The organism is Alsobacter sp. P4_H11 (assembly GCF_056400925.1).
This window is the reverse complement of sequence record NZ_JBFUKI010000012.1, coordinates 1-22,119: the sequence shown is the minus strand read 5'-3', so window position 1 is coordinate 22,119 and position 22,119 is coordinate 1. Positions and strand designations below refer to the sequence as shown.

The following is a 22,119-nucleotide window of genomic DNA, read 5'->3' as shown; positions in this document are numbered from 1 at the left end:
CACCGTCGCGCTCGTGTTTCTATCGATGGGCCGCAATGCGCCCCCTCTCCCTGGAACATAGAGCGCTGGCGTCAGGATACCGCCGCCGGTCCGCGTCAACTGACGACGGTTCGGATTCCTTGTAGCAAGCGGCGGGGGCGCCCGCCTCACTTGCCTTGGGAGCGCCTGCCACAACGGTTGCAACGCCTTGCGTTCTGTCGCACCGTCCACGCCAGCAACACATTTCGGCGAGGACGCCCAATGTATCATTTCCCGATCCGCACCGTCGCGTTGACGGTCGCACTCGGCCTTGGCCTGTCGGCCGCATCCGCCCAGTCCGTGTACAACCGCGGCAGCCAGGGCGAACCCGAGACGCTCGATCCGCAAAAGACCTCCACGGTGGTGGAAAGCGACCTGCTGCTCGACCTCTATGAGGGTCTGGTGACCTATGACGCCAAGGCCAACGTCGTGCCGGGCGTGGCCGAATCCTGGACCGTGAACGACGACGGCACGGCTTACCTCTTCAAGCTGCGCGCCAACGCCAAGTGGTCCAATGGCGACCCGGTGACGGCCGGCGACTTCGTGTTCTCGTTCCGCCGGCTGATGAACCCCGAGACGGGCGCGAAATACGCCAACATCCTCTACACGATCAAGAACGGCGAGAAGGTCAACAAGGGCCAGGCCAAGGTCGAGGAGCTCGGCGTCAAGGCGATCGACGACAAGACGCTCGAGATCGCGCTGGAGACGCCGGCGCCTTATTTCATCGCCCAGCTCGCGCACCAGACCGGGTTCCCGGTGCATCCGGCCTCCGTGCAGAAGTTCGGCAAGGACTTCGTGAAGCCCGAGAACTGGGTGTCGAACGGCGCCTATACGCTGAAGAGCTTCTCGCCCAACGACAAGATCGTGCTGGCGAAGAACCCGAACTACCGCGAGGCGGCCGCGACCAAGATCGACACCGTGAACGTGTTCGGCATCGAGGACCGCTCGGCGGCGCTGCGGCGCTTCCAAGCCGGCGAGCTCGACAGCTACAACGACGTGCCGACCGATCAGATCAAATTCATCCGCRACAATCTGAAGACGAAGTTCAAGCTCGCGCCCTATCTCGGCACCTACTACTTCGTGTTCAACACCCGCAAGGCGCCGTTCAACGACGCGCGGGTGCGCGAGGCGTTGTCGATGGTGATCGACCGCGAGTTCCTGGCCGAGGACATCTGGGGCGGGACGATGATCCCGGCCTATTCCTTCGTGCCGCCCGGCATCGGCAACTACGCCGAGCCCGCCTACGCGTCGTGGAAGGACATGTCCCCCATCGAGCGCGAGGACAAGGCGAAGGAGCTCTTGAAGGCGGCGGGCTTTGGCCCGGGCGGCAAGACCATGACGGTCGAGATCCGCTACAACACCTCCGAGAACCACAAGAACACGTCGGTCGCGCTGGCCAACATGTGGAAGCCGTTCAACATCGACGTGAAGCTGGTCAACACGGACCTGAAGACCCACTACGCGCTGCTGCGCGACAAGGGTGACTTCGACGTGGCTCGCGCGGGCTGGATCGCCGACTATTCCGACCCGCAGAACTTCCTGTTTCTGGCCGAGAGCGACAACAAGGGCCTGAACTACGCGACCTATTCCAACGCGGATTATGACGCGCTGATGAAGAAGGCGGCGTCGGAGAAGGACCTCGGCGCGCGCGGCAAGATCCTGAAGGACGCCGAGGCGATCTTCATGCGCGACCAGCCCTATATCCCGCTGCTCTACTACAGCTCCAAGAACCTGATCTCCGAGAAGGTCGTCGGCTATGAGCCCAACGTGCTCGACCGGCACCTGTCGCGGTTCATCTCGATCAAGCCGTAAGGCGGGGCAGGAGTCTGCAGGGCGAGCCTTCTCCCTCCGGGAGAAGGTGGCCCGAAGGGCCGGATGAGGGACTAGCGGTCGACGAAGAGGGTCGGCCGCCAGCAACTCGTTTGGCGCCAGACCCTCATCCGTCCGCTGCGCGGCCACCTTCTCCCGGGGGGAGAAGATGTGCGCACAGGCGACGGCGCCGGCGCTGGGACGCTACAACAAGGAGGTCGGCGTGGGGTTCTACGTCGTCAAGCGACTGCTGTCGGCCATCCCGACGCTGTTCATCATCGTGACGATCTCGTTCTTCCTGATCCGGCTCGCGCCGGGCGGGCCGTTCGACCTGGAGCGGCCGCTCGAGGCGAAGGTGATGGAGAACCTGCGCAAGATCTACCAGCTCGATAAGCCGCTCTACGAGCAGTACTGGCTCTATCTTTCGGCGCTGCTGCGCGGCGATTTCGGGCCGTCGTTCTTTTTCCGCGACTTCACCATCCGGGAGCTCTTCGCCAACGGGCTGCCGATCTCGATGCGGCTCGGTTTTTCGGCGCTGCTGCTGGCGCTGCTGGTGGGCGGGACGCTGGGCGTCGTGGCGGCGTTCCGGCAGAACCAGGCGGCGGACTACGCGGTGATCGGGCTCGCGACCTTCGGCATCACGGTGCCGACTTTCGTGATCGCGCCGGTGCTGCAGATCGTATTCGGGCTCACGCTGGCCTGGCTGCCGGTGGGCGGCTGGAACGACGGCGCGCTGCGCAACACCGTGCTGCCGATCCTGACGCTGGCCCTGCCGCAGATCGCCGTGATCGCCCGCATGATGCGCGCCGCCATGATCGAGGTGCTGCGCTCCAACCCGATCCGGACGCTGCGCGCCAACGGCCTGCCGCTTTCGGTGATCGTCAAGCACGCGCTGCGCGGGGCGGCGCTGCCGGTGGTGTCCTATCTTGGGCCAGCCGCCGCGGCGCTGCTGACCGGCTCGGTGGTGGTGGAGACGATCTTCGGCATCCCGGGCGTCGGCCGCTACTTCGTGGACGGGGCTCTGAACCGCGACTACACGCTGGTGATGGGCACGGTGATCATGATCGCGGTGTTCGTGATGGCGTTCAACCTGCTGGTGGACATCGTCTACGCGCTGATCGACCCGCGGGTGCGCTATGAGTGAGGTCAGCACGCCCGACACCTTGCTGGAGGCGGCGAGCGTCGCGTCGCCCAAGGGCCGCTCGTTGTGGGCCGACGCCCGGGGCCGGCTGGCGCGCAACCGCGCCGCCGTGGCCAGCATCGTGGTGCTGTGCTGCATCGCGGTTGCGTGCCTGGTCGGGCCGTATCTCACCGGGCATGGCTATGACCAGGTCTACCAGGACTATGTGCGCGTGCCCGCCTCCTTCGCGTCCTACCCGACCGCCGAGCAGCTGCCGCCGGCCGTGGACCGCATTGCGTCGCGCATCCGCGCCAAGGCGGAGGGACTGACCGACACCGGGCCGACGTTGCGGCTGACGCTCACCTCCACCACCACGCGGGCGATCGACGAGCGGCTGCTGGTGTATTTCGAGCGCTCCAACCTGTTCGGGCGGGCCGTAGCGACCGGCAAGGAGGACGAAGGCCGGCGGCTCTTGGTTGAAGTCCCGGTTATTCGGCATCACTTCTGGTTCGGCACGGATTCCAACGGCCGCGACCTGCTCACCCGCACGCTGATCGCCGGGCGCGTGTCGCTGGCGATCGGCGTGCTCGCCACCACGGTGGCGATCCTGATCGGCGTGCTGTGGGGCTCCACGGCGGGCTATCTCGGCGGGCGCGTCGACCTCGTGATGATGCGCGTCGTGGACGTGCTCTACTCGCTGCCCTTCATCTTCTTCGTGATCCTGCTCGTGGTGTTTTTTGGCCGGAACTTCGTGCTGATGTTCATCGCGGTCGGCGCGGTGGAATGGCTCGACATGGCCCGGATCGTCCGCGGGCAGACGCTCTCCATCAAGCGGCAGGAATACGTGCAGGCGGCGGAGGCCATGGGGGTGAGCACGCGAGGCATCCTCACCCGCCATGTGATCCCCAACACGCTCGGGCCCGTGGTGGTCTACATGACGCTGCTGGTGCCCAAGGTGATCCTGCTGGAAAGCTTCCTGAGTTTCCTCGGCCTCGGCGTGCAGGAGCCGATGACGAGCTGGGGCGTGCTGATCTCGGAAGGCGCGAAGTCGATCCAGGGATCGGCCTGGATGCTGGTCTGGCCGTCGGTATTCCTCACCGGCACGCTGTTTTGCCTCAACTTCATCGGCGACGGGCTGCGCGACGCCCTCGACCCCAAGGACCGCTGAGATGGCCGCCGCTGACCTCAACGCCCCGGCGCCGCAGCCCGCCGGCGCGCCCGTGCTGGCCATCCGCGATCTCGACGTGCGGTTCAGGACCGGCGACGGCGAGCTGCGCGCCGTGAAGGGCGTCAGCTTCGACGTCGCGGCCGGCGAGACGCTGGCGATCGTGGGCGAGTCCGGCTCGGGCAAGAGCCAGACCATGATGGCCGTGATGGGCCTGCTGGCCGCAAACGGCGCGGCGACTGGCTCCGTGACGGTGGGCGGCGAGGAGATCCTCGGCCTGTCGCCGCGCCAGCTGAACCGGTTCCGCGGCCGGCGGCTGGGCATGATCTTCCAGGAGCCGATGACGTCGCTGGACCCGCTTTACCGGATCGGCGACCAGCTCGCCGAGCCGCTGCGCGCCCATGCGGGCATGGGCCGCAAGGAGGCGCGCGCCCGGGCGCTAGAGCTTCTCACGCTGGTGGGCATCCCGCGCCCGGCCGAGCGGCTGGACTCCTACCCGCATGAGCTCTCGGGCGGGCAGCGCCAGCGCGTGATGATCGCGATGGCGCTCGCCAACCGGCCGGAGGTGCTGATCGCCGACGAGCCGACCACGGCGCTGGACGTCACCATCCAGGCGCAGGTGCTGGACCTGCTGGCGGACCTCAAACGCCGCTTCGGCATGGCGATCGTGTTCATCACGCATGATCTCGGCATCGTGCGGCGCATCGCCGACCGGGTGGTGGTGATGAAGTCCGGCCAGATCGTCGAGACCGGCCGCACCGAGGAGGTGTTCGCCGCGCCGCGCGAGGCCTACACGCGCATGCTGCTGGCCGCCGAGCCAACGGGCCGGAAGGAACCGCCGCCACTGGACGCGCCCCCGGTGGTGGAGGCGCGCGACGTGCGCGTCTCGTTCAACCTGCGCAAGGGCTGGTTCGGCGGCGGCGACCGCGAACTGGTCGCGGTGGATGGCGTCGACCTCATGCTGCGGCGCGGCGGCACCATCGGCATCGTCGGGGAATCCGGTTCGGGCAAGTCGACGCTGGGCCGGGCCGTGCTGCGCCTCGTTCCATCCTCCGGCACGGTGCGCTTCGAGGATCGCGACCTCACCAGCCTCGATCGCGCCGCCATGCGGCCGGTGCGCCGGCGCATGCAGTTGGTGTTCCAGGACCCGTTCGGCTCGCTGTCGCCGCGCATGACGGTGGGGGAGATCATCACCGAGGGCCTGCTCGTGCACGAGCCCGCCATCACCCGGGCGGAGCGCAACAAGCGAGCCGCCCAGGCGCTGGAGGAGGTGAGCCTCGATCCGGCGAGCCGCAACCGCTTCCCGCACGAGTTCTCGGGCGGCCAGCGCCAGCGCATCGCGATTGCGCGGACCATGATCCTGAAGCCCGCCGTGGTGGTCCTGGACGAGCCGACATCGGCGCTGGACCGATCGGTGCAGAAGGAGATCGTCGAGCTGCTGCGGGATCTGCAGCGTCGACACGGGCTCTCCTATTTGTTCATCAGCCACGATCTCGCGGTGGTGCGCGCCATCGCGGACGAGATCATCGTGATGAAGAGCGGCAAGGTGGTGGAGCGCGGCACCGTCGACGGGATCTTCCGGGACGCGCACGAGCCCTACACGCGGGCGCTGATCGCCGCCGCGTTCCTGTCCAAGGAGGCAGGCCCGGAGGCCTGAGGCAGGGTCAGGCCATCCCGAAGGCGTCGGGCCGGCCGGCCTCGCCGTCGATGGCCGGGCGGGAGACGCGCCAGGGGCGGCCGCTGTTCACGCCGCCGCTCGGCAGCGGGCGGAGCGCTCCGTCGGGCTGGATCTCCTGCGCGACGAGCAGGCCCATGCGGTGCAGCTGGCGCACCACGATCCTGGCCAGCGTCTCGTCGGGCGAGATCGCGATCGAGCCGGCCGTGTAGACGGCGTCCATGATGTGGCGCGGATGCGTTCCGCTGGCCGATTGGCCCCGGCGGCGGCGAAGCGCGGCGAGTTCGTCCATGAGCGCCCTGTCTCCGATGACAAACTCATGAAAGCGCGATTCGCGGCGCCGCACAGTCCGTATCACTGCGACCGCAAGCATTCGTCGTGGAACTCTTGCGCCAAGGCCACGTTATTCGCCGTTCGGCGGCGCATAGGGGCGAAGCCGAGGGGGAACCGGGGGCGATGACGGTGACGACCGGCGGACAGGAGATGTCCGCATCAGAGCATGGCGGGCCCGTGCTCGCCGGCGTCGACTACGGCGCGCTCTTCGATTCGGTCCCGAACCCTTATGTGATCCTCGATCCCTCCTTCCGCATCGCCGGAATGAACGCCGCCTATCTGCGCGTCACCATGCGCAGCCGCGAGGAGATCCTCGGGCGCAACATGTTCGAGGCGTTTCCGGCCGGGCCTGCCGACGCCGATGGGTCGAGCACGCGCATGCTGCGCGACTCGCTGGAGCGGGTGCTGCGGACCCGCGCGGTCGACCATATCGCGGTCATCAAATACGATATTCCGGGGCCGGACGGCGTTTTCGCCGAGCGCTTCTGGAGTGCGACGCACACGCCGCTGTTCAACGACGCCGGCGAGCTCGCCTTTATCCTCCAGCACACCGTCGACGTGACGGAGCTTCAGCAGTTGCGGCAGGCGAGCCGACGTTTTCCGTGGTCCTCGGCCCCGCGCGACGACAAGGTGGAAGGCGAGGTGCTGCAACGCGCCCAGGCCGTGCAGGCCGCCAACGTCTCGCTCGAGGCCGAGCGCAATCATCTGCGCAGCCTGTTCGAGCAGGCGCCCGGCTTCATGGCCGTGCTGCGCGGGCCTGACCACGTGTTCGAGATCGCCAACGCGGCTTATTCAAAGGTGATCGGCCATCGCGAGGTCGTCGGAAAGGCGCTGCGCGACGCGTTGCCCGAGATCGTCGGGCAGGGCTTCTTCGAGATCCTCGACGACGTCTACGGCAAGGGCGAGCCTTTCGTCGGGCGCGGCATCAAGGCCTATCTCCAGCAGGAGCCCGGCGCTCCGCTGGAGTTGCGCTACCTCGATTTCGTTTATCAGCCGATCTTTGACGATACGGGCGCGGTGACGGGCATCTTCGTCCAGGGCAACGACATCACCGATCAAAAGCGGGCCGAGGAAGCGGTGCGCGACAGCGAGGCGCGCGTGCGGCGACTGAACGAGACGCTGGAACAGCGCGTGCTCGACCGCACCGTCGAGCTGCAGGCGGCCCGCGACGAGCTGCAGAAGATCAACCAGAACCTGGAAAGCATCGTGGCGGCCCGGATGTCCGATATCCGCGCCGCGAACGAGGAGATCCAGCGCTTCGCCTATATCGTCAGCCACGACCTGCGGGCGCCGCTGGTCAACATCATGGGCTTCACGAGCGAGCTCGAGAGCCTGCGCGCCGAGCTGAGTCGTTTCATTGGCGCGCTGGACGAGCAACGCGTTCCCGACGCCGTGCGGGAGGGCGTCGACCAGGACCTTCCCGAGGCCATCGGCTTCATCAGAAGTTCAACTGACAAGATGGATCGCCTCATCAAGGCCATCTTGCGGTTGTCCAGAGAAGGTAGACGCGTGCTGGCGCCCGAGCCGCTGCCCATGCGCTCGGTGATCCAGGACGTGCTCGGAACGCTGGCTCACCAGTCCGAAGAGGTGAGCTTCACGATCGGCGACATGCCCGACATCGTGAGCGACAGGCTGGCGGTGGAGCAGATCTTCGCAAACCTGGCGGAGAACGCGGTAAAGTATCTCGACCCGGCCCGGCCGGGGCGCATCGCGATCGCGGGCGCGCAGGACGGGCGCACCGCGCGCTTCGCGGTCGGAGACAATGGGCGCGGCATCGACGCGCGCGACTTCGACCGGATCTTCGACCTGTTTCGCCGGTCCGGCGCGCAGGACCGGCCCGGGGAAGGCATCGGCCTCGCGCATGTGCGCGCGCTGGTGCGCCGCCTCGGGGGCACGATCACGGTCGCCTCGGAGCTTGGGGTCGGCACGACGTTTACAGTGGAGTTGCCCATGGTTCTCGAATTGACGACGGACGCCGCCTGATGCCGAGCCACAAGCCAGTCACGATCATCATGGTCGAGGACGATGAGGGCCATGCGCGCCTGATCGAGAAGAACATCCGGCGCGCGGGCGTCTGCAACGAGATCCGGCATTTCGTCAGCGGCACGGCGGCCGTCGAGCATTTGTTCGATCCGCAGGTACGCGACGCGGGTCCGTTTCTCGTGCTGCTCGACCTCAATCTCCCGGATATGAGCGGCACGCACATCCTCGGGCTCCTGAAGGGCGACGAGACGCTGCGGCGCGCGCCCGTTGTGGTGCTGACCACGACGGACGACCAGCGGGAGATCCAGCGCTGCTACGACCTCGGCTGCAATGTCTACATTACCAAACCAGTGGAATATGAGACTTTCGCGCAGGCGATCCGGCAACTTGGGTTGTTCTTGTCGGTGATGCAGGTTCCGGAAGCGGTTTGAACAGCGGGCCTGGCGCGTGCCGATCAACGTTCTCTACATCGATGACGATGCGGGCCTGGGCCGGCTGGTGAGCCGGACGCTCGCGCGGCACGACTGCGTGGTGACTCACGTGCCGACGGGCGACGAAGGGCTGGCGCAGCTACGGGCGCACCGGTTCGACATCGTCGGCCTCGACCACTTCATGCCGGGGCGAGACGGCCTAGACATTCTCGAAGAGATCCGGCGCACCATTCCCGATGCGCCGCCCGTGATCTACGTGACCGGTACGGACGAGGGCCGCGTCGCCATCGCGGCGCTCAAGGCCGGCGCGGCCGACTACGTGATCAAGGACGTCGGCAACGCCTTTATCGACCTGTTCCGGCAGGCCATCGACCAGGCGCTAGTGCAGGTGGCGCTGCGGCGCGCCAAGGAGGCCGCCGAGACGGAGATGCGCGAGGCCCGCGAGCGCGCCGAGATTCTCCTGCGCGAGGTCAACCACAGGGTCGCCAACAGCCTCCAGCTCGTGGCCTCGCTTGTGACCATGCAGCAGAAGACCGTGCACGAGGGCCCGGCGCGCGAGGCGCTGGCGGAGGCGCATGGCCGCATCCACGCCATCGCGCAGGTTCATCGCCGGCTCTACACCTCCAACGATGTCCGCTTCGTGGACATGTCCGGCTATCTCGAAGGGCTGAGCGAGGAGCTGTCGGCGGCGATGCGCATGGCCGCGCGCGAGCACAAGCTCACGCTGGAGGCTGCGCCGCTGCGGATCGCCACCGACAAGGCCGTGGCGGTGGGCGTAATCGTCAGCGAACTCGTCACAAACGCGTTCAAATACGCCTACCCGGCGGGGGCATCCGGTGAAATCAGGATCCGGCTCTGGGACGGGGACAACACCGTGTCGCTGGCCGTGGAAGACGACGGCGCGGGCTGGACGGGCGACGGCCCCATCCAGGGCAGCGGGCTCGGCATGCGGATCATCAAGGCCATGGCGGCCAGCCTGCAGGCGCAACTGACCTATGAGGAGCGCCCGGCCGGAACCCGCGCGGTTTTGTCCTTTGAAATGTGAACGCCGGTGATGGCACAACCAGCCGCAGAGGCTCGCCCGCACGTTGCCCCGGGTCAGAGCTCGTCTAACCAAGACCCTCCTTCAAACCGGGCCCGGACGCGTACGCCATGTTGAACATGCCTCTCAGCGAATCGGAATTTCGCGTGTTGGCCGATCAGGCTCCGGTGATGTTCTGGCGGTCCGATCTCGACATGGCCTGTGACTGGTTCAACGAACCCTGGCTCACCTTCACGGGTCGCACGCTGGAGCAGGAAGTCGGCGCAGGTTGGCGGGACGGCGTGCATGCGGAAGACCTCGAGAGCTGTCTTGAGGTCTTCCAATCGTCCTTCCGCAAGCGCGAACCCTTCACGATGGAATACCGGCTCCGGCGTGCGGACGGGGTCTACAGGTTCGTCCTGGACAATGGCCGTCCCTATTACCGGGATGGCGAATTCGCCGGCTATTTCGGGTCCTGCGTCGACGTGACGTCGCATCGCGAGACCGAGCTGCAGCTGGTCGAGGCGCTGGCCGAGCGCGATGTGCTGTTGCGCGAGCTCTACCACCGGGTGCGCAACAACCTGCAATCCGTGCTGGCCCTCGTGCGCCTCAGCACACGCGGCGCGGACGCGAGCGGGCAGGCGCTGCTGGGCGTTCTCGATCGCCGCGTAAGCGCCATGGCGCTCGCCCAGAAGAGCCTGCAGACGTTGGACCCGCTCGGCGTCATCCCGATCCGTCAGGTTGTGGCGAGCGCAGTCGAGGACGCCAACGCGGTGGACCCCAGCCTGTCCGTGAAGGTCGAGGCCGCGGTGGGTGATGGCGTGATCCCGACCGACCAGGCGTCGAGCTTTATGCTGGGCCTCGCCGAGGCGATCGCGATCCTCTCGAATGGCCGCGCCGGGGCGAAGCTTGTGATCGGCTTTGCGGGCGACGACAGCGTGACGATCGAGGCCCAGCCGCCGCGGGCGGACCTGCTGGACGAAAAAACGGCTCTGCTGCTGGTGCGGCAATACGCGCGCAGCGCAGGCTTCGACATGGAAGCGGCGCCGGATGGCGGCTCCATCGCGTTCAGGAAGCGCTGAACTCCGGGCTCTCCGCCAGGCCTCGTCCAAAGACGCTGCGCTCTGAGGCTTCCGCGCCGCATTTGTCGACATGGGCGGCGCGATTGATCACCTGCAGGTTCGGCGCGCCCCAGTGCGTCAACAGTTCGGGCCAGGGGAGGGCGCGCCGGTCGCGCCAGACGCGAAACAGCGGCGTCTTGTGGTCCACCTCGGCGGTTTTCAGCAGACGCTTGCCGCTGGTGGCGCAGCGCCGGTTCTGAAGCTTGGCGAGGGGGGTGACGAAGTCGCTCGGCGCCGTCCATAGCCGCCATGCGGTGACGCAGGCCGAGTGCCATTCCGCCCGCGCGTTCAGCTTGCCGTCGCCCCAGAGATCCTTGTGCCACCCCAGGCGGAACACGGGCGCGCCGCAGACGCGGCAATGGCCGGGCCCCCTTGCGTGGCGCGCCTCGCGGAACGGAGCGGGCGGAGCGCGGAAGGTGGCGGCGACGCCTTCCTCGAGCGCGCCGATCCGCCATTCCCAGCCGTCTGGCTGCCCGGTCTTGGCCGCCATCGCGCGGGCGAGGCGGTCGGCCCGGACCGGGTGGTTGCGCCAGTAGGATTCGATCGCCAGCCGGGGCGTGGGCGGAATGAACGGCCGCGCATAGGTATGCGCCAGCACCTCGGCCGGGAACAGGGCCGGGAGGCTCTTGGCCAGTCGCGCGCGCGACTTGGCGTTGCGTTCGTCTCGAAAGGTGGAGGCCATGAATCAGTTCGCCGCCGGAGGATGCCGGCGGCGAGAGTGACGCGCAATGCTTGCCGAAGGGTGACCCCCTAGCAGGCTCCGCTCAGTGGCCGCTCTGGTCGGCGGCGCGGCTGGCCTCGAACAGGAACCAGGTGCGCCGTTCGGTCTGGTCGATCAGATCTTCCAGAAGGCTTGCGGTCGCGACGTCCTCGGCCTCGTCGCAGACGTCATGGGCGTCGCGCATGGCGGCCGCCATGGCCTTGTTGTCGGCCAGCAGCTCGCCCAACATGTCCGCGGCGGACACGAAGTCGGCGTCGTTGTCCTGGATGCGGCGGAGCTTCATGATATCGCCGATGGAGCGCAGCGTCTTGCCGCCGATCTTGCGCACGCGTTCGGCGAGCGGGTCCGTGGAGGCGAAGATCTGGTCGGCGTGCTCGTCCAGCATGAGATGGTAGTCGCGGAAATGCGGGCCGCTGACGTGCCAGTGGAAGTTCTTGGTCTTCATGTACAGCGAGAACGCGTCGGCCAGCAGGCCGTTGATCACCTTCGCGACCTTCTCGACGTCGTCGGGCTCGAGGTCGGTCGGCGTCTGAAGCATGGCGGCGCCCAGGCGCCCGGAGGTCTTGGCCGGCGAAGAGGCGCTGCGCGCCGCGGCGCGGGCCGGGGATGCGGGGGGCTGCATGGCGGCCATCTCGCCCGCTTCGTCCATGGGCTGCGCCTTGCCGGACGGCTTTGCGGAAGCTCCGGACTTCAACGAGCCGCCTTTGGGCGAGCTGGTTTTGGGCGAGCTGGATTTGGGTTTCGCGGCGGCCATGGCGCATTCTCCGGCGTTGAAGATCGCACGGAGCGCAAGCGCCACCGTGATCTGCGCGTTAACGATCCGCTTGGGGGATCGTTCCGGATGCGGCAGGCTCAAAAGAAAGAGGGCCGCTCGCGCGAACGCAGCGGCCCCAAGTCTAGGGAGGAAACGCCCAAGGAGGGCTATGACGCCGAAGCGTCACGGTTACTTACCTAATTTGTGCAGTGCGAAAAAGCAAGGGGTTTGCGCCGAATTTTCGAATCGCCTTCGCGGCGAAAGCCCGGTGTGGCGTCGCTGCAACGTTTCGCCCGTCCACCGCGGGTTCGTGGACCTCGCGAATGACGGCAAAGCAGCGGCGCAACCGGCGCGAGCTTTGAACGTTCATGGATCGTGAACCATTCGGGGCCACGCTGGCCCATCGATCCTGCCGCGCGGAGACTTCGCATCATGCTCCCCAGCGTCGCCGAAACCGAAACGCCCGCCGAGTCGCGCATGGTCGAGGTCGCCATCCTGCATGAGGGGCAGAGGGTCTACGCCGAGACCTTCGCGGTGCGAGACCGCGCCGAGATGGGCCGGGCCGTGTTCCACGCCCATTCGGCCGCCCGCAAGCTGCGCTCCGATCTCGACCCCACCGCGCTGCGCGCCGCGGTAGCGTCGCGGCCCGTGCTCCAGTAGGCGGCGCCCAAAACCGCCCGATCGCTACAATTCGACCTATCCCGGAAAGCCGCCTCCAAGTAGCGCCCCTATAGGTTGTGCTTCGTCGATCATGCACGTTGATCGTATGGAGCCCACCCATGTCCTCCCAACGGCGCAAGTCTGTTCGGCGGCGCGCCTTGTTGCCCGCCAAGGTGCTGCTGCCTGCCGGGACGGTCGAGTGCCTCGTCAACGACCTTTCGGACGAGGGAGCCAAGCTCCAGTTCCGGACGTCGCAGGGCGCCTGGCCGGCGCAGTTCCGCATCATGATCGCCGGCGAGGTGACGCCGCGGCCCTGCAAGCTGCGCTGGTCGACCGGGCTTCACATCGGCATCGAGTTCGCGGGCGGACGCAATGCGCTGCTCAACCCGGCGGCGCTTGAAGCGCGGCTGGTGCAATTGCGGACCGGGCAGGGCGCGCCATGAGCCAGCTTCTTTTTCCCGACATCCCCGTTCTGCTGGTCGAGGACAGCCTCTTCGTGCGCTCCATGGTGCGCCGGATGCTGCGCCAGGTGGGCCTGCGCAACGTCACAGAGGTCGGCGACGGAGAGGGCGCGCTGGACGCCCTGCAGACCTTCTCGCCGGAGCTGCTGCTGCTGGACTGGCACCTGCCCAGCCTGAACGGCGGACAGCTGCTGGAGATCATCCGCGATCCGCAGATCTCGGCCCGGACGGACCTGCCCGTCATCCTGTTCTCGGGCGCGCCCACCAAGGCGCTGATCGAGCGCGCCGGCAAGCTGGGCGTGACGTGCTTCCTGAAGAAGCCCTTTTCGCCGAGCGACCTGTGGAAGCGCATGCACGCGCTCGGTTTCGGCGACACTAACCGGCAGCGGCACGCCGTCTAGTACAGGCCGCCCGTTCCGGCGCCGACCTGCTGCCCCTCGCCGGGTGCGGCCGCCATGGGCGAGCCGTCCCCGAAGCCGCCATAGCCGCCGGCGTCGGGCGGCGCCGTGCCGGGCTTGAAGGCTTCCAGGATGCTGCGGTCGCCGCCTGTCGCCCGGGCGCCCGTCTGCGGATCGACGCGCACCAGCTTGATGCCCGGCGGCACGCGGAACGGAGTCGGAGGCTTGTCCGCCAGCGCCATCTTCATGAAATCGCGGAAGATCGGGGCGGCGTACTGCGCCGCATAGGCCGAGTTGCCGAGCGAACGCGGCTGGTCGTAGCCGATATAGACCCCGGCCGCGAGGTCGGGCGAGAAGCCGACGAACCACAGGTCCTTGGCGTCATTGGTGGTGCCGGTCTTGCCCGCAAGCGGCTTGCCGACCTCCTTGACGCTGGAGCCGGTGCCACGCTGGACCACGCCCTCGAGGATCGAGGTGACCTGGTAGGCGGTGAGCGGGTCCAGCGCCTGCTGGCGCTCGTCCACGATCTTGGGCTCGCTCTGCCCACTGAAGCTCTGGGCGTCGCAGCCGACGCATTTGCGCTCGTCATGCGCGTAGACGTTACGGCCCCAGCGGTCCTGCACCCTGTCGATCAGCGTCGGCTTCACGCGCTTGCCGCCATTCGCGAAGATGGAATACGCGGCCGTCATGCGCATCACGGTTGTTTCACCGGAGCCGAGCGACATGGCCAGGAGCGGCTGCAAATTGTCGTAGACGCCGAAGCGCTTGGCGTATTCCACCACCAGCGGCATGCCGATGTCCTGCGCGAGGCGCACCGTCATCATGTTTTGCGAATGCTCGACGCCAAAGCGCAGCGTGCGCGGGCCTGCGAATCCTTCCTCGGCGTTTTCCGGCCGCCAGGGCTCCTGCCCGGGGCCCTGGTCGATGCTGATCGGCGCGTCCAGGATGATGCTGGAGGGCGTGTAGCCGTTGTCCAGCGCCGCCGCATAGACGATGGGCTTGAACGAGGAGCCAGGCTGGCGCTGCGCCTGCGAGGCGCGGTTGAACTTGGACTGGTCGAACGAGAACCCGCCCACCATCGCGAGCACGCGGCCCGTATAGGGATCCATGGCGACGAGGCCGCCGGAGATCTCCGGCAGCTGGCGCAGGCGGAACTGGCCGGGCTTGCCGTCGACGGGCTCCACGTAGATGACGTCGCCGGCGGCCAGCGCCTGCCGCGGGGCCTTGCGGGTCCATTTGAGGCCGTCCGGCGTGATCAACCCGGTCTCGCGCGCCTTGGCGATCGCGCCCGACGGCTCGCGCGCAGGCTGGAGGCCGATGCGGGCGCCCTCCGGGACGACGTCCGTCACCACCGCAAGGCGCCAGGGCTGCACGTCGCCAAGCGCCGGCACTTCGGCCAGGGCCGCGCCCCATTCCTTGCTGGCGATGTCGATCTTCTGCATCGCGCCGCGCCAGCCATGCGCCTCGTCGTAGCGCACCAGCCCGTCCGCGAGCGCCTTTCGGGCCATGACCTGGATCTTCGGGTCGAGGGTCGTGCGCACGGACATGCCGCCCTCGTACAGGGCCTTTTCGCCAAAACGGTCCGCGATCTCGCGGCGCACGTCCTCGGCGAAGAAGCCCGCAGCGTAGGTGTTGGGCGAAAGCGACCGCGGGTTCACGTCGAGCGGCTCGGCCTTGGCCTTGTCGCCGTCCTGCTTGCTCACATAGCCGTTCTCGACCATGCGATCGATGACGTAGTTGCGGCGCTCGGTGGCGGCTTCGCGGAAGCGGAAGGGATTGTAGTTGTTTGGGCCTTTCGGCAGCGCCGCCAGATAGGCGACCTCGGCCAGGGTCAGCTCGTGGACGGACTTGCCGTAGTAGTTCAGCGAGGCGGCCGCGATGCCGTAGTTGCCGAGGCCGAGATAGATCTCGTTGAGATAGAGCTCGAGGATCTTATCCTTGGTGTAGGTGTTCTCCATCTTCAGCGCCAGCAGCACCTCCTTGATCTTGCGATCGAAGGTCTGCTCGCTGGTGAGCAGGAAGTTCTTCGCCACCTGCTGGGTGATCGTGGAGGCGCCCTGCGGGCGGCGGCCCTGGTCGCGCTTGAAGTAGTACAGCGCCGCGCGGGCGATGCCTTCCGGATCGACGCCCTGGTGCTTGTAGAAGTTCTTGTCCTCGGCCGACACGAAGGCCGCGATCACCAGCTTGGGGACCGACTGGATGGGGATGAACATGCGCCGCTCGCGGGCGTATTCGGCCAGCAGGCTGCCGTCGGCGGCGTGCACGCGGGTCATCACGGCAGGCTGGTAGTCGGCCAGCTGCGTGTAGTCCGGCAGATCGCGCGACACCTTCCAGAGCAGGCCGCCGACCGCGATCGCGGCCACCACGAACACGATCGCGCCGGCCGTGAACACAAAACCGATCCCGCGCAAAAAGAATCGCATCGACGCAAACCCACCTGTTCCAGCGCGCGACGGCATGCGCCGCGAATGTGGTCAAAGCGGGGAGGCGCAGCCGAAATAAGCATTGCGCAGCAACGCTTGCGCCGCTTTTGCCTCGTGCTCGAACGCCTTTGCGCGGCGGCCCCTAACCCCGCTACAAGGGCGCATGGAGTGGGACGGCGCCAACGACTGCCTGGCCTTCTCGCCCCCGGGCGAGGACGGGCGATGCGTGATGCATCGGCGCGCGTTTCGGGCGCTGTTGCGGCAGGAGCCGACGCCCGCCGAGTGCCTGGCTTTCGCGGCCCGCCATCAGGCTGCGTTCTGGCTTGCGGCCCGGCTCAAAATGCAACGCGCCGGGTTGGAGCCCGGCGCGCGCTTTCACATCACCAGTCGCGACCTGCGCGGCGCGATCTCAGGCCTCGCTCTCGCTCCCGCGGAAGCGGTGGAGGAAGAATCCCGTGAGGGCGCCAAGCAGCGCCCATGAAACGAAGGCGCTGACCATCACGGCCGTCACGAAATCCCGCGCCATGGCGTCCGGAACGGCGCTTTCGGCGGCGGGCGGCTGCGGCGCTCCGACGAGGTGCGGCGCCACCAGCAGCAGAGCGCCCAAGATGCAGGGCAGCGGCGCGCGGGTGAGAGCGATCAAGCCGAGCCCCATCGCGGTGGAAAGCGCGGCCCCGATCCACCAGAATTGGCGCGCCACCACGTCGGCGGCCGGCATGCCGGGCAGTTCGGGCGGCAACCCGATGCTGGGCGCCAGCGTGAGGGCGGCGAAACCGCCGAGACCCCAGATGAGGCCTTCGCGCCAGGTGGCCGGGCGGCGGGCGATCACCATGAGACCGGCGAGGCCGAGGCCAAAGCCGATCCAGGTCACGACGTTGAACAGCGCCGTGAAGGCGTTGCGCTGGAAGCCCTCGGCCGGCTGCCACGCGGCCCCGTGCTCGTGCGGCGCAGCGGTCGCGGCGTGCGAATGCGGCGCTGCGCCCAGCTCATGAGCGTGCGGCGCCACAGGGGCTGGAGCCGTCTGCGCGGCCTCGGCCTTCTGCTCGTAGACCTCGGCCTTGAGGATCAGCGGAACGGCGCGAACCTGCTGCAGGCCCGTGACGGTGAGGCCAACCAGAAGGCCGGCCGCCGCGGCCGTGAAGACGATCGAACGAAAAACGGACATCGCCGCGCCGTCAGTGGCAGGGAAAGCCGCTGGCGTGGCGCGTGTCATGAGCCGCGTTGTGCACCGCCTCCACGTGGGCAAAGCCCGTGAAGCCGACCAGCATGACGCCGAGCAGAACCGCGAAGGCGGCCTGCAGAAGGGCGCTGGCCTTGACGGCCGGGACGTGTGACGCGACGGAAGACTGCTGCAACATGTTCTCACCCCGAGTTGCCGGCGCGGCGCATGGCGGAACGGGAGCGCCGCGTCCCTCGTGGATGCGGCCTGTCGCGAACCATCCCGGGCGCCCGCCCTTGGTTTGTCGCGACGGCAGGTCTCCTGACTTGCGGGTCGTCGCTCCGGCGAACCTTCCCAGCCCTGATGGACCAGTGGTGAACTCGCCTTCGCTCGCCGCTCACAGTTGCGGGGGCAGTCGCAGCTTTGGGCTTGCGCCCGCACTGCGTTCCCTTTCAAGCCCCGAAGGGCGCCGTCGCACGGGCAGCATAGCGGAGGGCTGCGCGGCGTCCATCGAATTGAGTGAATTTCAGGCGCGCACGCCGCGAAAAAAACACCGCCGAGCCGTGTGGATGCCGGGCGACCCCAATATCGGCGGAGGAATTCAAGCGCCTGCCGGTAAGCGCCTTGATGGTGGTGAGCGCGCTGGGACTCGAACCCAGGACCTACTGATTAAAAGTCAGTTGCTCTACCGGCTGAGCTACGCGCTCGCTCGCCCGGATGCCTAGCCGCATGGCCTCGCCCGGTCAATAGAGCGCGACGCCGCGGCGGCGAGCTCGGCGACCATCAGGCGAGGGCGTCCAGGACGTCGCGCCCCGTCGGGGCGGGCGCCTTGGGCCAAGCGGTGAAATCCGCCTCGACATTGGTGGCGGCGTCGAGCAGCCGGCGGTAGTCGCGCCGGGGCACCTCGACGGCGCCGAAGCCAGCGAGATGCGGCGTCACGAACTGGGTGTCGAGCAGGCGGAAATGACCGACCCGCAACCGGGCGACCAGATGCACCAGCGCCACCTTGGAGGCGTCCCGCTCGCGGTGGAACATGCTCTCGCCGAAGAAGGCGCCGCCGAGCCGCACGCCATAGAGCCCGCCCACGAGTCGCCCGTCGCGCCAGCACTCCACCGTGTGGGCCCAGCCGAGATCGAACAGCGCGCCGTAGAGCTCGCGGATTCTCGCGTTGATCCAGGTCTGGCGGCGATCGGGCGCCGGCGCGGCGCAGCCGTCGATGACGCCCTCGAAATCATGGTCGACGCGGACCTCGAACCGGTCCGAGCGCACCGTGCGGGCCAGCCGCGACGGCAGCTGGAAGCCGTCGAGCGGGATGACGCCGCGCTCGCGCGGCTCCACCCAGTAAAGCGCCGGATCGTCGGCGCTCTCCGCCATGGGAAAAATGCCGCACGCGTAGGCGCGGAGCAAAAGCTCCGGCGTGATCTCCGTGTCAGCGTCCTGTCGTCTCGCCATCCGCTACGGCCCGCTCCTGCGGGCTCTCGTCATCGCCAGCGTTCAAGCGCCGGTCGGATCGTTCATGCCCCCGGCTGCAAGATACTTCTCCAGCCAGTGAATATCGTAGTCCCCGTTCTGGATGTCTGGGTTACGAACCAGGGCCCTAAAAAGCGGTAGGGTGGTCTCGATCCCATCCACCACGAACTCGTCCAGGGCCCTCCGAAGGCGCATCAGGCACTCATTGCGGTTGCGTCCGTGCACGATCAGCTTGCCGACCAGCGAATCGTAGTTCGGCGGGATGGTGTAGCCCTGGTACACGGCCGAATCGACGCGCACGCCCAGCCCGCCCGGCGGGTGGAAATAGGCGATCCGGCCCGGCGAGGGCATGAAGGTGGCCGGGTGCTCGGCGTTGATCCGGCACTCGATGGCGTGGCCGTTGAGCTGGATGTCGTCCTGCGAGAACGACAGGTCCGCGCCGGCGGCCAGCCGGATCTGCTCGTTCACGAGATCGATGCCGGTGATCATCTCGGTGACGGGATGCTCCACCTGGATGCGGGTGTTCATCTCGATGAAATAGAACTCGCCGTCCTCGTACAGGAACTCCACCGTGCCGGCGCCGAGATATTGCAGCTCCTGCATCGCCTTGGCGACGGTTGCGCCGATCTTGGAGCGCATCTCGCCGTTGAGCGCCGGGGAGGGGCCTTCCTCCCACACCTTCTGGTGGCGACGCTGCAGCGAGCAGTCACGCTCGAAGAGGTGCACCGCGCCGCCGCGGCCGTCGCCCAGCACCTGCAGCTCGATGTGGCGGGGCTTCTCGAGGTACTTCTCGAGATAGACGGCGTCGTCGCCGAAGGCGGCCTTGGCCTCCGTGCGGGCGGTCTGCAGCGCGTCAACGAGGTCGCCTTCGGTGCGCGCCACCTTCATGCCGCGCCCGCCGCCGCCGGCGGCCGCCTTCACGAGCACCGGGTAGCCGATGTCGGCCGCGACCCGCATGGCCTCGTCATCATCCGTGATGCCGCCCTCGGAGCCGGGCACGCACGGGATGCCGAGGCGCTTGGCGGTGCGCTTGGCCTCGATCTTGTCGCCCATGATGCGGATGTGCTCCGCCTTGGGGCCGATGAAGTGAATGTTGTGGCTCTCGAGAATCTCGGCGAAGCGCGCGTTCTCGGACAGGAAGCCGTAGCCCGGATGCACCGCATCCGCGCCCGTGATCTCGCAGGCGGCGAGCAGGGCGGGCACATTGAGATAGCTGTCGCGCGCGGCCGGCGGACCGATGCACACGCTTTCGTCCGCGAGGCGCACATGCATGGCGTCGGCGTCGGCGGTGGAGTGGACCGCCACGGTGGCGATGCCGAGCTCCTTGGCGGCGCGCAGCACGCGAAGGGCGATCTCGCCGCGGTTGGCGATGAGGATCTTGTCGAACATTATTCGATGACCAGCAGCGGCTCGCCGTATTCCACCGGCTGGCCGTCCTCGATGAAGATGGCCGTGACGGTGCCGGCGCGGGGCGCCACGATCTCGTTGAAGGTCTTCATGGCCTCGACCAGCAGGATCTTCTCGCCCGCCTTCACGACGGAGCCGACCTCCACGAACGCCTTGGCGTCCGGCGAGGGGCGGCGATAGGCGGTGCCCACCATCGGGGACGTCACCGCGCCGGCGGGCGGGCCGGCGGCTTCGGCCTTGGCCGAGCCGGGCGCCGCGGTGGGAACGGGCGGCGGGGCCACGGTCGCATGCGGGGCGTGCGCGGGAGCGGAATACTGCACCACCTGGGGCGCGGGAAGTTGCCGGACGACCCGGATGCGCAAGTCGCCCTTTTCGACCTCGATCTCGGTCAGGTCCGTATCGGCGAGCATGGTGGCGATCTCGCGCACGAGCTTGGGGTCGATGGCTTGGTCCTTGGACATGGGTCTGGTCGTCGCCTTCGTTTGGGTGGGCGGGTGCGCGCACGCGCGGGGGAGCGGGTCCCGGCGCGGGCGCGCTCCGACGCGCTCTCATATCCGCTTGCGGGCGGGAGGGGAAGCGCGCGCCCACGCGCACGCGCGCGCCATCAACAATGCAAAGCCTGCGAGCAGGCCCGGGTTGTGCACGTAGAAGACGTGTTGCCGATGCTTCGAATCAGCATGTACAAAGCTCGGGAGGGCACATTCCTAAAAAAGACTTAACAGTTCATCTGACGGGTTTACTCCTCTGAGGAGGATGGCGTGAGTTCATTGGCAAGTATCGATATCGCACGTGATGCGGCCGGGGACGCTCAGGCGGGCGGCGGGCGAGGCTTTGACCGGCAGGTCCGGGCGGCGGGCGCGGCCGGGGCGGGCGACGCGATTGTGAGCGTGTCTCTCCGCAGCGTGTCTCTCCGTCGCGGGTCTCCCGGAAGCCGTTCGGCCCGGCGCGGGCCGGGGCTGCGGGCCTGGCTGGGCTATCCGCGGGCGGTGCTGCGGGTGGCGCTGGCGCGCGGCGGCCGCGGGTTCGACTGAGGTCCGGCTCAGGCCGCAGTGTCGGCCGGCGCAGCGAACGCGACGGGCCGGATTTGGGGCCGCGTCGGCGCGATCGGCCATTCGGCCGATTCAGGGATACCGGCGTTTCGCGCTGTTCGTGTCGGATGCTCCGCGCTTGGCGGCGCTTCGCACGTTCCGCGCTGTTCGGATGCTTCGCGCGTTGCAGCGCTCCGCGCTTCGCCAATTCCGGGCGCTTCGCGCATGTGACCCTTTCCTTCGGTCTGCGCGGGTCGGGCGCTGCTCGCGGTTCGCACGCTCCTCGCGGGCCGAGCGCGCTGCTCGCGGTTCGCACGCTGCGCGTTGGCGCGGGCGCACTGCTCTCTGTTCGCAGGCTCCGCGTTGGCGCGGGCGCGCTGCTTGCCGTTCGAACGCTCCGCGTTGGCCGAGCGCGCTGCTCGCCGTTCGCACGCTGCGCGTTGGCGCGGGCGCGCTGCTCGCGGTTCGCAGGCTCCGCGTTGGCGCGGGTGCGCTACTTGCCGTCTGCAGGCTCCAAATTGGCGCGGGTGCGTTGCGCCGCCCGCAGGCTCCGCCTTTGGCGCGGCGCGTGGGCCGGGGGATGGTCCGGCCGGAAACTCTCCGGAGAAGGTTAACCGGATAGGCCGCTTTTTCCTATTTCCAAGCATTTCTCGAAGTAAATAGCCGCTTGTTCTCCAACAACAGGCCGTAATGCCAGTAACGCAACTTAAACGTGTGTTGCGAGTCCTGTGGCGATCCCTGTATTCGGAAGGGCGGGATTGATCCCGGGTTTTTGAATTGTCGATCGGGCGGGCGGGCGAAGCGCCGGTTCCTGGTCGGGATGGGGCGGCTTCATGAGTTCCCGGATCGCGAGCCTCGAGGGGGTGTCGCCGGCCCTGCCGGAGTGGGACGGGGCGCCCGCGCAAGCGCGCGGGTTGGCGCGGGCGGAGGGCGAGGCCGGCCTGCGGGCGCCCGGCGGCGGG

The 22,119-nt window shown here is 67.9% G+C and carries 21 protein-coding genes, 1 tRNA gene and 1 riboswitch; of the genes, 12 read left to right on the top strand and 10 right to left on the bottom strand.

Features of this window, described 5'->3' with window-relative positions:
* The first annotated feature begins 240 nt into the window (after positions 1-240).
* From AC1DSZ_RS19560 to AC1DSZ_RS19545, 4 genes are all read left to right on the top strand, one after another.
* Positions 241-1,830 (top strand): peptide ABC transporter substrate-binding protein, encoded by a 1,590-nt coding sequence (locus tag AC1DSZ_RS19560; RefSeq protein ID WP_476840022.1) that lies wholly within the window; start codon positions 241-243, stop codon positions 1,828-1,830.
* A gap of 166 nt (positions 1,831-1,996) precedes the next feature.
* Positions 1,997-2,971, top strand: a complete 975-nt coding sequence (oppB, locus tag AC1DSZ_RS19555) for an oligopeptide ABC transporter permease OppB (RefSeq protein WP_476840021.1) — start codon at positions 1,997-1,999, stop codon at positions 2,969-2,971.
* Positions 2,964-4,115, top strand: a complete 1,152-nt coding sequence (locus AC1DSZ_RS19550) for an ABC transporter permease subunit (RefSeq protein WP_476840020.1) — start codon at positions 2,964-2,966, stop codon at positions 4,113-4,115. The genes oppB and AC1DSZ_RS19550 overlap by 8 nt, the downstream gene beginning before the upstream one ends.
* A 1-nt stretch (position 4,116) precedes the next feature.
* A complete protein-coding gene (locus AC1DSZ_RS19545; protein ID WP_476840019.1) occupies positions 4,117-5,769 on the top strand; it encodes an ABC transporter ATP-binding protein in 1,653 nt (550 codons plus the stop codon).
* 7 nt (positions 5,770-5,776) lie between these two features.
* Here the strand turns inward: AC1DSZ_RS19545 and AC1DSZ_RS19540 are convergent, their stop codons facing one another.
* Positions 5,777-6,079, bottom strand: a complete 303-nt coding sequence (locus tag AC1DSZ_RS19540; protein ID WP_476840018.1) for a hypothetical protein — start codon at positions 6,077-6,079, stop codon at positions 5,777-5,779.
* A gap of 164 nt (positions 6,080-6,243) precedes the next feature.
* On the opposite strand from AC1DSZ_RS19540, the gene AC1DSZ_RS19535 reads away from it, so the two are divergent.
* The 4 genes from AC1DSZ_RS19535 to AC1DSZ_RS19520 all read left to right on the top strand — a co-directional run bounded on the left by AC1DSZ_RS19535 (position 6,244) and on the right by AC1DSZ_RS19520 (position 10,637).
* Positions 6,244-8,103 carry a PAS domain-containing protein gene (locus tag AC1DSZ_RS19535; protein WP_476840017.1) on the top strand — a complete coding sequence of 620 codons (1,860 nt, stop codon included), beginning with the start codon at positions 6,244-6,246 and terminating at the stop codon, positions 8,101-8,103.
* Complete coding sequence (locus tag AC1DSZ_RS19530; protein WP_476840016.1) at positions 8,103-8,534, top strand: response regulator; 432 nt, start codon at positions 8,103-8,105, stop codon at positions 8,532-8,534. The genes AC1DSZ_RS19535 and AC1DSZ_RS19530 overlap by 1 nt, the downstream gene beginning before the upstream one ends.
* Before the next feature lie 16 nt (positions 8,535-8,550).
* The gene (locus tag AC1DSZ_RS19525; RefSeq protein ID WP_476840015.1) at positions 8,551-9,579 is read left to right on the top strand and encodes a sensor histidine kinase; all 1,029 of its coding nucleotides are present in this window, start codon (positions 8,551-8,553) and stop codon (positions 9,577-9,579) included.
* A gap of 107 nt (positions 9,580-9,686) precedes the next feature.
* Positions 9,687-10,637, top strand: coding sequence for a PAS domain S-box protein (locus tag AC1DSZ_RS19520; protein WP_476840014.1), 951 nt, complete (start codon positions 9,687-9,689; stop codon positions 10,635-10,637).
* Here the strand turns inward: AC1DSZ_RS19520 and AC1DSZ_RS19515 are convergent.
* Together AC1DSZ_RS19515 and AC1DSZ_RS19510 are read right to left on the bottom strand one after the other, a co-directional pair.
* Positions 10,624-11,358 carry a hypothetical protein gene (locus AC1DSZ_RS19515; RefSeq protein ID WP_476840013.1) on the bottom strand — a complete coding sequence of 245 codons (735 nt, stop codon included), beginning with the start codon at positions 11,356-11,358 and terminating at the stop codon, positions 10,624-10,626. The two genes, AC1DSZ_RS19520 and AC1DSZ_RS19515, sit on opposite strands and share 14 nt — an antisense overlap.
* Before the next feature lie 82 nt (positions 11,359-11,440).
* Entirely contained in the window at positions 11,441-11,935 is a 495-nt protein-coding gene (locus AC1DSZ_RS19510; RefSeq protein WP_476840137.1) for a Dps family protein, read from the bottom strand.
* 648 nt (positions 11,936-12,583) lie between these two features.
* Between AC1DSZ_RS19510 and AC1DSZ_RS19505 the strand changes: the two genes are divergently transcribed.
* From AC1DSZ_RS19505 to AC1DSZ_RS19495, 3 genes are all read left to right on the top strand, one after another.
* On the top strand, positions 12,584-12,811 hold the full coding sequence (locus AC1DSZ_RS19505; RefSeq protein ID WP_476840012.1) for a hypothetical protein: 228 nt from the start codon (positions 12,584-12,586) through the stop codon (positions 12,809-12,811).
* 119 nt (positions 12,812-12,930) lie between these two features.
* Positions 12,931-13,254, top strand: a complete 324-nt coding sequence (locus AC1DSZ_RS19500) for a PilZ domain-containing protein (RefSeq protein ID WP_476840011.1) — start codon at positions 12,931-12,933, stop codon at positions 13,252-13,254.
* A complete protein-coding gene (locus AC1DSZ_RS19495) occupies positions 13,251-13,673 on the top strand; it encodes a response regulator (protein WP_188518321.1) in 423 nt (140 codons plus the stop codon). The genes AC1DSZ_RS19500 and AC1DSZ_RS19495 overlap by 4 nt, the downstream gene beginning before the upstream one ends.
* Here the strand turns inward: AC1DSZ_RS19495 and AC1DSZ_RS19490 are convergent.
* The 7 genes from AC1DSZ_RS19490 to accB form a co-directional block, all read right to left on the bottom strand.
* Positions 13,670-16,093, bottom strand: coding sequence for a penicillin-binding protein 1A (locus AC1DSZ_RS19490; RefSeq protein WP_476840010.1), 2,424 nt, complete (start codon positions 16,091-16,093; stop codon positions 13,670-13,672). The genes AC1DSZ_RS19495 and AC1DSZ_RS19490 overlap by 4 nt on opposite strands.
* Before the next feature lie 409 nt (positions 16,094-16,502).
* Positions 16,503-17,258, bottom strand: coding sequence for a CbtA family protein (locus AC1DSZ_RS19485; RefSeq protein WP_476840009.1), 756 nt, complete (start codon positions 17,256-17,258; stop codon positions 16,503-16,505).
* A gap of 10 nt (positions 17,259-17,268) precedes the next feature.
* Positions 17,269-17,448, bottom strand: coding sequence for a CbtB domain-containing protein (locus AC1DSZ_RS19480; protein ID WP_476840136.1), 180 nt, complete (start codon positions 17,446-17,448; stop codon positions 17,269-17,271).
* A gap of 98 nt (positions 17,449-17,546) precedes the next feature.
* Positions 17,547-17,741: riboswitch (cobalamin riboswitch) on the bottom strand.
* Positions 17,742-17,883: 142 nt separating this feature from the next.
* A tRNA-Lys gene (locus AC1DSZ_RS19475) sits at positions 17,884-17,959 on the bottom strand.
* A 76-nt stretch (positions 17,960-18,035) separates the two neighbouring features.
* Positions 18,036-18,704, bottom strand: a complete 669-nt coding sequence (gene aat / locus AC1DSZ_RS19470) for a leucyl/phenylalanyl-tRNA--protein transferase (RefSeq protein WP_476840008.1) — start codon at positions 18,702-18,704, stop codon at positions 18,036-18,038.
* Positions 18,705-18,746: 42 nt separating this feature from the next.
* Positions 18,747-20,111, bottom strand: a complete 1,365-nt coding sequence (gene accC, locus AC1DSZ_RS19465; protein ID WP_476840007.1) for an acetyl-CoA carboxylase biotin carboxylase subunit — start codon at positions 20,109-20,111, stop codon at positions 18,747-18,749.
* A complete protein-coding gene (gene accB, locus AC1DSZ_RS19460; protein ID WP_476840006.1) occupies positions 20,111-20,590 on the bottom strand; it encodes an acetyl-CoA carboxylase biotin carboxyl carrier protein in 480 nt (159 codons plus the stop codon). Before accB ends, accC begins: the two co-directional genes overlap by 1 nt.
* A gap of 297 nt (positions 20,591-20,887) precedes the next feature.
* Between accB and AC1DSZ_RS19455 the strand changes: the two genes are divergently transcribed.
* Positions 20,888-21,160: a hypothetical protein gene (locus tag AC1DSZ_RS19455; RefSeq protein WP_476840005.1), complete on the top strand. Its 273-nt coding sequence runs from the start codon at positions 20,888-20,890 to the stop codon at positions 21,158-21,160.
* The last annotated feature ends 959 nt before the right edge of the window (positions 21,161-22,119 follow it).